Below are 11,592 nucleotides of genomic sequence, written 5' to 3' on the forward strand. Positions count from 1 at the left end.
TCCAACGTCACCCTGCTGCCCTCGGTCGTCGACACAGACCTGCTTCGGCCAGCGACCATGTCGCCAACCCACACCCACGGCGATCCTTTCACCGTGGGCTGGATCGGCAGCCCCTCCACCGCGCCCTACCTGCAGCTGCTGGTGGAGCCTCTGCAGCAGCTGGCCCGCGAAGGTCCTGTGCGGCTGCTGGTGGTGGGCGGGCCCGCTCCGGCCATCCCCGGCGTGGAGGTGATCGAGCAGCCTGGAGCTTGGAGCAGGAGCCGGCCCTCRTCCAGCAGTTCGATGTGGGTGTGATGCCGCTGCCCGATTCGGAGTGGGCCCGCGGCAAGTGTGCCTACAAGCTGATCCAGTGCCTGGCTTGCGCCGTGCCCGTGGTGGCCTCTCCAGTGGGCGCCAACATCGATGCCGTGCACCCTGGCTGCGGCATGTTGGCCGGCTCGTCAGCTGAATGGCTGGCGGCCTTCCGCCTGCTGGCCGGCGATCCTGCACTGCGGGCGCGGCTTGGCGCCGCCGGGCGCAGCTGGGTGGAGGAGCATTACTCGCTGCGCAGTGCGTTGCCGGTGCTGGAGGGGGTGATCCGGGAGGTGGCGGGCACGGGCGGATCTGATCGCAGGGCGAGGCGNCCCGGTGCGCCACAGCCTGGATACCCTCCACGCCAGGCCCCAGCCCGGNCAGGATTCCGGTTGAAGCCTCGCCAACCTCATTCCGTGCCGGAGACCACCGCCTTGATCGGCTCCTGCGCGCCGCGGCTTCATCCCCCGGGGTCTGGAGCATGGCTGGCATCGCTCCAGCGTGCGGGAGGCTGAGCGGGATGTGCGGCATCACCGGCCTCTGGCTTCCCCACCCGGCTCCGGCCCACGAGCTGGAGGCCGCAGTGGCTCCGATGGCGGCGGCCATTGCCCATCGAGGCCCCGACGACGCCGGGGTGTGGTGCGATCCGGACGCCGGCCTGGCGCTCGGCCACCGGCGCCTGGCGATCCTCGATCTCTCGCCCGCCGGTCATCAGCCGATGCGCTCGACCTGCGGCCGCTACGTGCTGATCTTCAATGGCGAGATCTACAACCATGTGGCCCTGCGCCGCGAGCTGGAGTGCGGCACGGGCCAGGCTGCTCCCTGGCGCGGCCGTTCCGACACCGAGACCCTGCTGGCGGCCCTGCAGGGCTGGGGCCTGCCGCAGGCCCTGGAGCGCTGCGCGGGCATGTTCGCCCTGGCCCTGTGGGACCGCCGCGAGCGCGTGCTGCACCTGGCGCGCGACCGCTTCGGGGAGAAGCCCCTCTACGTGGGACAAGCCCATCCAGGGCCTCGAGCCCCGCTGGTGTTCGGTTCCGACCTTGCCGCCCTGCGGGCCATGCCCGGTTTCGCGGCTCCGATCCGGCCCGACGCGATCGCCGCGCTGCTGGGCCAGGGGGCGATCCCGGCCCCGCTCACGATCCACGGTGGCATCCACCAGTTGCCGCCCGGCCATCTGCTCAGCATCGGCTGCGATCGCCAAGGCTGTGCCCCGGCCGAGTTGCCGGCCTGGCGCTGTTGGTGGGATCTGCAGGCGGTGGCCGCGGCTGCCATGGCCGAGCCGCTCAGCTCGGAAGCCGAAGCCCTCGAGGCGCTGCATCACAGCCTGGCCACCGCGGTGCGCGACCAGCGCCACGCCGATGTGCCGCTCGGCGCTTTCCTCTCCGGAGGCATCGACTCGTCGCTGGTCACGGCGCTGCTGCAGGCCGAGGCCGGCCGGCGAGTGCGCAGCTTCACCATCGGCTTCGCTGAGAGCGGCTTCAACGAGGCGCCCCATGCACGCGCCATCGCCGAGCGGCTCGGCACCGAGCACACCGAGGTGCTGCTCAGCGCCGCGGACGCGCTGCGCCTGATCCCCGAGTTGCCGCGGATCTACGCCGAACCCTTCGCCGATTCCTCCCAGATCCCCACCCATCTGGTGTGCAGGGAAGCCCGCCGCGCCGGCCTGCAGGTGGCGCTCTCCGGCGACGGCGGCGATGAACTCTTCGGTGGCTACAACCGCCACCGCTTCGCCCCGCTGCTGCATCGCCGTCTCGGCCGGCTGCCGCCGCCGCTGCTGCGGGCCCTGGCCGCGGGCCTGGAGCGGCTGCCGGTGAGCCGCGGCGGACTGGCCCGCGACAAGCTGCAGAAGCTGGCCGCCGCTGTGCGCGTGGCCGGTTCGCTGGAGGCGATTCAGCAGAGCCTCACCTCCCTGTGGCCGCAGCCGGAATTGCTGCTGCAGCGCGGTTCGCCGATTCTCAGCCAACCCGCTCACCTGCCCGCCGCTCCCACCGCCAGCCAGCGGCTCATGCTCGCCGATACGCTCACGTACCTGCCCAGTGACCCGTTGGTGAAGCTCGATCGGGCCGCCATGGCCGTGGGTCTCGAAACCCGGCTGCCGTTTCTGGATCATCGGGTGGCGCAGCTTGCCTGGCGTCTGCCGGCCCCGCTGCTCATCGGACCCCTGGGAGGCAAGCTGGCCCTGCGCCGCCTGCTGGCCGCCCATCTGCCCCCCGCCCTGTTCGAGCGGCCCAAGGCCGGCTTCGCCCTGCCGCTGGGCCCGTGGCTGCGCGGCGCCCTGCGCAGCTGGGCGGAGGATCTGCTGGATCCGGTGCGGATGCGCCGCCAGGGTCATCTGCGGCCGGAGCCGATCCAGTGCGCCTGGCGCCAGCACATCGATGGCCGCGCCGATCACAGCGCCCGCCTCTGGAGTGTGCTGATGTGGCAGGCCTGGCTCGAGGTTCACCAGCGCCCCTGATGATCCCCTACTTCCTCTCCTNGGGGGCCCTCGCCCTGGCCGGGCTGGGCCGACGCCGCCGGATCACCCAGAGCAGTGCCGCGCTGCTGGCTGCCTTCCTCACCGTGTTCATCGGTCTGCGCGACCGGGTGGGCGGCGACTGGTTGGCCTATCTCCCGGCTCTGGAGGCGGTGAAGGATCTGTCGCTGCCAGAGGTGTTGCGGCAGGTCGAACCCGCTTACGCGCTGCTCAACTGGATCGGCGCCAACCTCGGCGGTGGCGTGTTCCTGGTGAACACGGTCTGCGGTCTGATCTTCTCGATCGGGCTGCTGCGCTTCTGTCGGGCCCAGCCAAGGCCCTGGCTGGCTCTCATCGTGGCCTTCCCCTATCTGGTGGTGGTGGTGGCGATGGGCTACAGCCGCCAGGCCGTGGCGATCGGGCTGGAGATGATCGCCCTGCTCGCCCTGGAGCGCGATCGGCTGCTGCGCTACCTGGGCTGGATCGCGCTGGCCGCCACCTTCCATCGCACCGTGCTGGTGATGCTGCTGCTGCCGGCCGCCACCCTCTCGGCGGGGATGCGGTTCGGCCGCTGGATCCGCCTGGCACTGGTCGCCGCGGCCTCCTACGGCCTCTATCTCGCCCTGATCGAGCCTGATCTCGACTACTACCGGCAGGGCTATCTGGAGGCCCAGTACCAGTCGCAGGGGGCGCTGATCCGGGTGCTGCTCTGTCTCGTGCCTGCCCTGGTGCTGCTGGCCAACCGGCCCCGTTTTCGCCTGACACGGCCCACCCGGCAGATCTGGACCCTGATGGCCGTCCTGGCGCTGCTGGCCGGTCTGGCCCTGGCCACGATCGCCAGTTCCACCGCCGTCGACCGACTGGCGCTCTATCTGATCCCTCTGCAGCTGTTCGTGGGCGCCCGCCTGCCGGATACCCGCCTGATGGGGCTGTCACCGACCAGCTGGACCCAGCTGGTGACCGGGCTGTCGTTGGCCGTGCTCACGGTGTGGCTGCTGTTTGCCGCCCACAGCTTTCTCTGGGTGCCCTACCGCAACCTGTGGCTGCCGCTGTGACCGTGAGCCCCGCCACGGGGCGCCGGGTGCTGCTGGTGGCCAACACCAGCTGGTATCTGGTGAATTTCCGTCTGCCACTGCTGCGGGACCTGCGCGCGGCCGGCTATCAGGTTGGCGTGGTTGCCCCGATCGACAGCTTCAGTGCCCAACTGGAGGCCGAGGGCTTCCCGGTGCACCCCTGGCGGCTGGCGCGGCGGTCGGTGAACCCGCTGAAGGAAGGCCGGGCTCTGCTGGCCCTGCTGCGCCTCTACCACCAGCAACGGCCCGAACTGGTGCATCACTTCACGATCAAGGCCTGCCTCTACGGCACCATCGCCGCCAAATTGGCCGGAGTGCCTCGGGTGATCAACGCCGTCACCGGTCTGGGCCCCGTGTTTCTGGGCACCCGCAAGCGCAGCCGGCTGCTGCAGAGTGCCCTCCAACCGCTCTACCGGGCCGTGTTCAGCGCCCGGCGCTCCACGGTGGTGTTCCAGAACGCTGACGATCAGGAGCAGCTGATCCTGCTCGGCATTGCTGCGCGCGAGCGGGTGCAGCTGATCCGCAGCTCGGGTGTGGATGTGGAGCATTTCCAGCCCCAGTCGCCAGCCGCCGGCTGCTACCACGCCCTGCCCCGCGTGCTGTTCCCCTCACGGCTGATTCGTGAGAAGGGTCTGGGAGAACTGCTGATCGCCTGCCGGCAGCTGTGGGACCGGGGCGAGCGGTTCCAGCTGCTGCTCGCCGGTGAGCTCGATGCCGGCAACCGCAGCTCCCTCAGCCCGGACGACATGGATGNCCTGCGGGCCGACCCCAGGGTGCGCTGCCTCGGCCACAGCAACGACATGCGAACGGTGTATGCCGGCGGCGATCTGGTGGTGCTGCCTTCCTGGAGGGAGGGATTGTCACGGGCCCTGATCGAGGCCGCAGCGATGGAGCGGCCGATCATCACCACCGATGTGCCCGGCTGCCGTGATGTGGTTGATCACGGCCGTTCCGGTCTGCTGGTGCCGCTGCGGGATNCTCAGGCCCTGCGGCTGGCGATTCAGCTGTTGCTTCGCAAACCTGATCTTGCCGGGGCCTTCGGGCGGGAGGCCCGCCGCAAGGTGGTGGCTGAATTTCAGGTCACACAGGTGAACGCCCGCACTTTGCAGGAGTACGAGCGACTTCTGGCGATGGCCGGCCCCCGGCCGGCCGGGTCACGTAGCGCCGTCGTGCCGCCAGCAGGGCACCCAGCGGTCCCAGGGCCAGGAGGCTGAAGGGGGATGGAACGGGTCTGATCGTGCCGCTGATTGTTATTGGGGTATCCTTACACGGCGTGTTGTTATTCGATTGATTCTGGTTGCTGTTTCCGGGCTGGTTGGGGCAGTAGTTGCCTGAATAGGTGATCGGTCCAGTTGGATACGCTGTTGAGCTCAGGGCAGGAGTTGTTGTGAAAGAAATGGTTAGGGCGCCTTGCCAGATACGGAATTCGCTTTGATTGTTTACCGAGTAGAATGAATTGTTGTTCGTGAAGTTTGTGCTGTTGTAGGTAACGTTAAAGCTGCTTAAGGTGTTGGGCGCCGTGTAGTCAAATTGGCCTGTCACGCTTCCTTGGATCACATAGCCCAGCGCTTTGGCGTCCGCGGCAGACAGAAACACCAGGCCAAAACCGCTGGTGATCTGCAGCAGGGCCGCAGCCAGGCGNCCTGTACCACGGGGAATTCTGGCTGACTCTGTTGGTGTTGTGGCCATGGTCAGAGCCTGAGCCAGCGCCGCAGGCTGCCGAACCATTGCCGAGGGTTGTTGCGGGCTGGACGGTCAGCGGTGCCGAGTTGGTAGTAGGCGTAGGCCAGGGCGGGGTTGTAGGGATTGTGGTCGTATCCGTAGCGCTCGCCGCGGTAGGGGAGCTCCTGGCTGTCCTGACGCAGGGAGAGGCTGTTGGTGACCACCCCGAGCACCGGCGCACCCGCGGCCTGGATGCGCTGCAGGGCTTCTGCCGGAAGACGCCGATCCACCTTGTTGAGACTCACCAGCAGCATGATGCCGTCGAGATGTTCGGCCAGCAGGGCAGAGTCGGCCAGTCCCAGGGCCGGCGGGGTGTCGTAGAGCACCAGATCGTAACCACCGTTGTCGGCGATGTCGCGCACCAGTTCGGCCAGCCGGTGTGAGCTGAGCAGNCGGGGCGGATCGGGCGGCCGCTGCCCGGCCGTGATCACATCCCAGTTGGGGTGGTCGGGCAGCGTCTGCACCACCTCGCGCCAGGAGCGATCCTCCTGGGTGAGCAGGTTGGACAGGCCCTCGAGGTTGTTCAGCCCGAGGCGGTGATGCAGCTGCGGCTTGCGCAGGTCGGCATCCACCAGCAGCACCCGCTGGCCCAGTTCGCTCAGGGTCTTGGCCAGCAGCACGATCGCCAGGCTCTTCCCCTCCCCCGGTACCGAGCTGCTCAGCACCACCGACCGCACCTGCCGGTCACTGCTCAGGAAGCGAAGGCTGGTGTAGAGATTGCGGAACGCCTCCTGGTAGGAGAAGCGCTGGTAGCTGGCCATGCCGCCGCCGCCTCTGTCGAGCTCATCGAGCAGGAAGCGACGGTCGCGCCGCACTCCCTCGAAGAAGCTGATGTAGGGGATGTGACCCAGCAGGGGGATCTTCAGCTCGTCGCGAACGGCACCGGCAGTGTGGAACACATGGTCGAGCCGGTCGTGCAGCAGGGCTGCCGCTCCTCCGGCCAGGAGACCGAACAGCAGCGCCTGGAGCAGGCCGCGGCCCAGCGGTGGCTCCACCGGCACGGAGGTGACCGCCGCANGGCTGATCACCTTCCAGGGCACGTTGTTCTGAGCGATCTCGAGCTGAAACTGCTCGCGGGTGCGCAGATAGTTGGCCAGATTGCCGTCGGCGATCTCCAGTCGTCCCCGCAGATCCTCGTAGCGGCGCAGCAGGGCAGGCTGATCGCTGAATCGACCTTCCAGACGGTCGATCTGGCTCTTGGTGCCGGAGATCGAACTGTCGAGCTGGGTCAGGGCCGCATCCACCGCCTGCAGCTCCCGGCGCTGCAGCTCGGGCAGCAGGCGGGCGCGCGAGGCGATCAGCTCCTGGAGCATCGGTGAGTCGGCCCGGTAGGTGGCCTGGGCCTCGGCGATCTGGCCGTCCAGGCGCGCCAGGGCATCGAGGTTCGACTGGCTGGCCACCGACAGCGACAGACCGTCTTCGCTGGTGGCGGAGCCACTGCCGGAGCGGCTGCTGAATCCACGGGCAGTCAGCCGGCCGGCCGCCACATCCCGGCGAAGCCGCAGCAGCCGATCCCGTTCGCTCTGCTGCTGGAGCAGCTGGGTGCGCAGGGTCTCCACCTGGCCCCGCACCGCCTGGGCGTCCTCGGCGGGCATCAGCACGTTGTGCTTCAGCCGGAACTGCTCGAGTTCGCTCTGCAGTTCGGTGCTCTTGGCCCGCAGCACGGGGGCCTGCTTGTCGAGAAATCGCACTCCTTCGCTGAGCTTCTCGCGACGCTGGCTCAGGGCCCAGTCGAGATAGGCCTTCTCGGTGAGCTCAAGCGTCTGGCGCACCAGATCGGGATCGCCGCCCCTGGAGCTCACGGCCAGCACGCCACCGGCCAGGATCTGGTTCCCCGGCGAGCCACCCGCACTCACCAGCGAGATGTTCACCGAAGGGGGATTGCGGTCGGGGTGCTCACGGCGCAGTTCCGCATAGACCGGCTCCAGCACCGCGGGGCTCTGCAGCACCCGGATCAGCGTGGGCACATCGATCCGGCTGATGTTGCGAGCCACCGAGGAAATCGTGCCGCCTTCGGCATTGCCGCCCCCATCGCCCTCGTTCACCGGGTCGGAGATCAGCAGGCTGAAGGAGCCCTCGAACACCGGTGACACGATCCGCCGGGTCACCGTGACAGCGGCACTGATCAGGAACACAGCCACGAAGGCCGCCACGGCGGTGCGCCGCCGCCGTTTCAGGATCCCCAGCAGGGCCTGGAGCTGTAGGCCCTGGTCGTCTTCCTGGGCGTTCTCACCAGCCTGAGATCCCGAACCCTGGGGCACCATGTAGACACCCTGCAGGGCGGGGATGTCCGCCGGTGGCATGGCCTTTCCCCTGCCTGATGTGGCTCCGCTGCTGGTGGCCATCAGGCTTGAAGGGTCAGGCTCGATAGGTCTGGATACTGTATGGGGCATTGCTGCGGCGTGCCATTTCGATGGGCAAAACCGGAGATATCCGGGCGCGATTCCGAGTCGCACCCTCGCCAGGGATCTCTGNCCCCTTGCCGGCGCTCCGCTCCAGCTCCCGGAATGCGGCCGTCGCTGCCTGAATGGAGTTCTCCGCCCGCCAATTTCGAGCTCTCGCCCGCCTCACCTCGTACGTGCTTCTGGCGGTGTTCCTGATCAGTGTGTTGGCCGCGGCGCTGCCGCCACCGATCGAAGATCCCAGCCGAGCCCTGGCGTTGCTCGGCGAGGTTCTGGAGCGCTCCACCCTGCCGGTGGTGGGGCTGGTGCTGCTCCATGCCGGCTTCTCGGGCGCTGCCCTGCCGGCTCTCTGGGAAGTGGATCTGGCCGGCGTGGTCAGGNCCCTGCTGCGCCTTGCGGCGCTCGTGTACCTGCTCATGTCGCTGGNCCTGCTGNCCCTNGGCTTCCGCGTGGAGTCGCTGGGTGCCGGGCGTCTGCAGGCTGAACTGGAGACCCGCCTGGAAGGCCTGGCCACACTGCGGCAGGCGGTGGAACAGGCCCCCGACGNCCAGGCGCTCCGTGCTGTGCTGCGCCAGGACCCCGGCCTGATCGCGGAGATCGACCGCGAGACCAAGAGCCTTGCCCCGGCGCTGCCCCTGTCCGCCCAGCGGGATCTGGCCATCCGGCTGCTGATCCGTGCCCAGGCCAATCTGCAGACGGAGCACCAGTCCCGCCGAGCCGATGCGAGCGGCAGCCTGATCCGTCAGATCCTTCGCCTCGGGCTCACCTCGCCGTCTACGCCCTCTTCTACGCCGTGGCTGGCTTTCTCTGCCTGGCGCGCTGCCGGCGCTGCGGCTGCGTGTGCTGGAGCGGATCGAGCGCGAACGTCAGGACGACGACGCCCCACCCAACGGCGGCGCTGAGGGTGATGTTGAGATTGATGCTGAGGTTGATGCGGAGAAGGGCGGTCCTTGAAGCAGCGCTCCCCCGACTCGACGCTGCGGCTCACGCTGCTGGGCTGTCTGGCTGCCAGTCAGATCACCCTGGCCCACCGGGCCGATGTTCCCGACTTCGTGATCATGGCCTGCTTCATCTGGTTGGGTGGTTCACTCCCGCTGGTCGAATACGAGCTGGCCGGCGCAGCGAGCTCGTTGAGGGATCTGCCGATGCCTCAGTTTCTCGTGGGGATCGTGGCGCTGCTCTGGTCTCTGCTGGTGCTGACCCATGCCGCCCAGCTCTACGACCCGCTCCTGTGGTTCCTGCCGCTGGCGGTTCTGGCGGGTCTCGCTCTCCTGGCAGGACTGAGCTGGAAAGGGCGGCGGCTTCGGGAGGTGATCGTGATCGCCCTGCTCCTGCCGGCGCAGGGTCTGCTCAACGTGCTCTGGCCGAAGGAGCTGCTCTCCGAACTCACGGCCCAGAGCAGTGCCTTCCTGCTGTGGCTCACCGGCATGCCGGCCTACCCCGAGGGTCAGACCATCGTGCTGCCCGACCATGTGCTGTGGGTGGACGGGCTCTGTACCGGTTACCTGACGCTGAGCCTCAGCATCGCCACGCTCGTGTTGCTGGTCGTGCTGCTGCCGCCTGCTCCCCTGCCGGCGCGCTTCCGATGGGCCCTGCCCTGGCTTGGCGCAGCCGTGGTGGCGGCGCTGCTCGCCTCGGCGTTCCTGATCAATTCCGTCCGAATCGCTCTGCTCGCCTACACGGATCAGCAGCAAGCGGTGCCGGCGTCAGAGTTCTGGCGCAGCTTCGACTTCTGGCACCTCGGAGCCGGGGCCCAGCTGTTCTCGCTGCTGGCCAGTGGCTGGGTCTGCGGCACCTATCTGCTGGTTCTCGAAGCCCAGCGGCGTCATCGCACCCGATCGCGCATCGCCCCGTGAACCGGCGCCTCGCCGTGCTCGCCGCGCTCACCGGCTGGGCAGCTCTGCTGTCGGTGGAGAGCTGGTTCCGACCGGCGGGTCTTTCGCTTCAAGGTGGATTGCCCGATCGGCTGGAGTGGCTGGGGCGCTCCTACCGCCGCGTTGGCGGGCCTCCACCGTCCGCCTCGCTGGCCAAGCGCCTGCCTCGAAGTTTCCTTGTGCTCGATGCTTCCGATTACCGGTCGATCGCGGCATCCGACGCTGGAAGGTCCGGTGCCCCCACGGATCTGCGCCTGGAGCTCCTGGTGAGCACCCGCTCCGGTTGGAGCGGCGCGATTCCGGTGGACCAGATTGCTCGCTCAGGCTCTGAGCGCGCACAGTCAGGTCGCTGCGTGATCCTGGATGAATCCTTCCGGGTGAAGCAGGAGCTGCGCAGCTCCGAGGAGTGGCAGCGTTTCCATGGGCCCGGGCCCTCGGCCGGGACCAATCCGCTCGTCTGGCTTGCCGGGCTGCGCCCCTACCGCGTCAATTCGTGCCTTTGGCTGGAGGCACCTGCCGAGAGCTGAAGCGTCTCGCGGGCTCCCATCCCGAATGGATCGGCTTCAGCCGCGCAGCCCCCACCGAAGGCGCGCCTCCCGGCGCGTGAACTCGCTCACGCTCGGATTGGGTGAGGTGGGATCCACATGGGCCACCTGCTGCCACAGATCGCGGGGCGCCCAGCGCACGGTGTGGTGCACCTTGTCGTGCCGGACGACATGGCACCAGTGGCTCTGGCCGCAGGCGGCGCAGTAGAGCTGCTCGAGCCACTCGTTGCTGAGCACCAGCACCGGATAGGCCTGGATCACCAGCCTGGCGCGGCGCGCCGGCATGCCCCGCTGCTGCAGCTCCTCCGGGGAGAGCAGGTGCAGGAAATACTTGCGGCCCGTGCCCAGCAGCGGCTGATCGGGATGGGCCGGGCAGAGCAGCTNGGCGCCGCCNGGGGCCGCTGCCGGGTGCGCCNGCGGAGCTGTGACTNGGGGCTGATGGCAGANGCNGGGTGATCCCATGCAGGAGGGTCCGTTGGCTTGATCGTGCTCCAGCGTGACGCGACCTCTGTGTCGCCATGGTTACCGAGTCGTTGCTGGTCGTGTCCGCTTACTTCGCCGCCATCCAGTTGGGCCCGGCGCCGGTCTCCACCACCAGGGGCACGTCGAGCTGCACCGCCCCCTCCATCGCCTGCTTCACCAGGGCCGTCACCGGCTCGAGCGCCTCGGGGGCCGCCTCCAGCACCAGTTCGTCGTGCACCTGCAGCAGCAGCCGCGCCGGCAGGCCGCTGGCGCCGAGCTCGTGGTGCAGCCGCACCATCGCCAGCTTGATGATGTCGGCCGAGGAGCCCTGGATCGGCGCATTGGCCGCCGCCCGCAGCTGCTGCGCCTCCAGCCCGCCGCGGCGCGCCACCTCCAGGTCGATCTCCAGCGGATCCTTGCCGAGCAGCCGGCCGAGGCCGCCCGGATCGAAGGCGAACGGCCGCCGCCTCCCCAGGATCGTCTCCACGTAGCCGCGGCTCAGCGCCAGCCGCTCCTGCAGTTCCAGGAAGGCGAACACCTTCGGGTAGCGCTGCTTGTAGCGGCCCAGGAACTCCTTCGCCTCGGCCTGGCCGACGCCCGTCTCCCGCGCGAAGCGCTGCACGCCCATGCCGTAGATCACGCCGAAGTTGATCGTCTTGCCCAGGCGCCGCTCCTCCGGGCTCACCGTGTCCTTCTCCAGCAGCAGCCGGGCGGTGAGGGCGTGCACGTCGTCGCCGGTGCGGTAGGCCTCGATCAGCACCGCCTCGCCGC

General features: G+C 68.7%; 9 protein-coding genes. 6 read left to right on the plus strand and 3 right to left on the minus strand.

Annotation, left to right across the window (positions count from 1 at the left end; translation table 11 throughout):
* Positions 1–293 precede the first annotated feature (293 nt).
* From SYNGFB01_RS16150 to SYNGFB01_RS03135, 4 genes are all read left to right on the plus strand, one after another.
* Entirely contained in the window at positions 294–806 is a 513-nt protein-coding gene (locus tag SYNGFB01_RS16150; protein WP_152669491.1) for a glycosyltransferase, read from the plus strand.
* 5 nt (positions 807–811) lie between these two features.
* Positions 812–2,746, plus strand: a complete 1,935-nt coding sequence (gene asnB, locus SYNGFB01_RS03125; protein ID WP_048016886.1) for an asparagine synthase (glutamine-hydrolyzing) — start codon at positions 812–814, stop codon at positions 2,744–2,746.
* The gene (locus SYNGFB01_RS03130; RefSeq protein ID WP_048016887.1) at positions 2,746–3,798 is read left to right on the plus strand and encodes an EpsG family protein; all 1,053 of its coding nucleotides are present in this window, start codon (positions 2,746–2,748) and stop codon (positions 3,796–3,798) included. Before asnB ends, SYNGFB01_RS03130 begins: the two co-directional genes overlap by 1 nt.
* A complete protein-coding gene (locus tag SYNGFB01_RS03135) occupies positions 3,783–5,030 on the plus strand; it encodes a glycosyltransferase family 4 protein (RefSeq protein ID WP_053068294.1) in 1,248 nt (415 codons plus the stop codon). The genes SYNGFB01_RS03130 and SYNGFB01_RS03135 overlap by 16 nt, the downstream gene beginning before the upstream one ends.
* 477 nt (positions 5,031–5,507) lie before the next feature.
* Here the strand turns inward: SYNGFB01_RS03135 and SYNGFB01_RS03140 are convergent, their stop codons facing one another.
* Complete coding sequence (locus tag SYNGFB01_RS03140) at positions 5,508–7,841, minus strand: polysaccharide biosynthesis tyrosine autokinase (protein ID WP_053068295.1); 2,334 nt, start codon at positions 7,839–7,841, stop codon at positions 5,508–5,510.
* A gap of 1,049 nt (positions 7,842–8,890) precedes the next feature.
* Here SYNGFB01_RS03140 and SYNGFB01_RS03150 point away from each other — a divergent pair.
* Both SYNGFB01_RS03150 and SYNGFB01_RS03155 read left to right on the plus strand, forming a co-directional pair.
* Positions 8,891–9,796 (plus strand): archaeosortase/exosortase family protein, encoded by a 906-nt coding sequence (locus tag SYNGFB01_RS03150; protein ID WP_048016889.1) that lies wholly within the window; start codon positions 8,891–8,893, stop codon positions 9,794–9,796.
* The gene (locus SYNGFB01_RS03155) at positions 9,793–10,341 is read left to right on the plus strand and encodes a hypothetical protein (RefSeq protein ID WP_048016890.1); all 549 of its coding nucleotides are present in this window, start codon (positions 9,793–9,795) and stop codon (positions 10,339–10,341) included. The genes SYNGFB01_RS03150 and SYNGFB01_RS03155 overlap by 4 nt, the downstream gene beginning before the upstream one ends.
* 36 nt (positions 10,342–10,377) lie before the next feature.
* Here the strand turns inward: SYNGFB01_RS03155 and SYNGFB01_RS03160 are convergent, their stop codons facing one another.
* Positions 10,378–10,821 carry a hypothetical protein gene (locus SYNGFB01_RS03160; RefSeq protein WP_235299888.1) on the minus strand — a complete coding sequence of 148 codons (444 nt, stop codon included), beginning with the start codon at positions 10,819–10,821 and terminating at the stop codon, positions 10,378–10,380.
* Between the two features lie 88 nt (positions 10,822–10,909).
* The coding region (locus tag SYNGFB01_RS03165) for a DNA polymerase (RefSeq protein WP_235299889.1) at positions 10,910–11,592 on the minus strand (683 nt) is incomplete at its 5' end.

Origin of the sequence: Synechococcus sp. GFB01, from assembly GCF_001039265.1 — a bacterium.
Classification (GTDB): Bacteria; Cyanobacteriota; Cyanobacteriia; order PCC-6307; family Cyanobiaceae; genus NIES-981.

Bases quoted from the DNA above. Each gene is read 5' to 3' on its own strand.
- asnB (WP_048016886.1), top strand. From the start codon at position 812: ATGTGCGGCATCACCGGCCTCTGGCTTCCCCACCCGGCTCCGGCCCAC.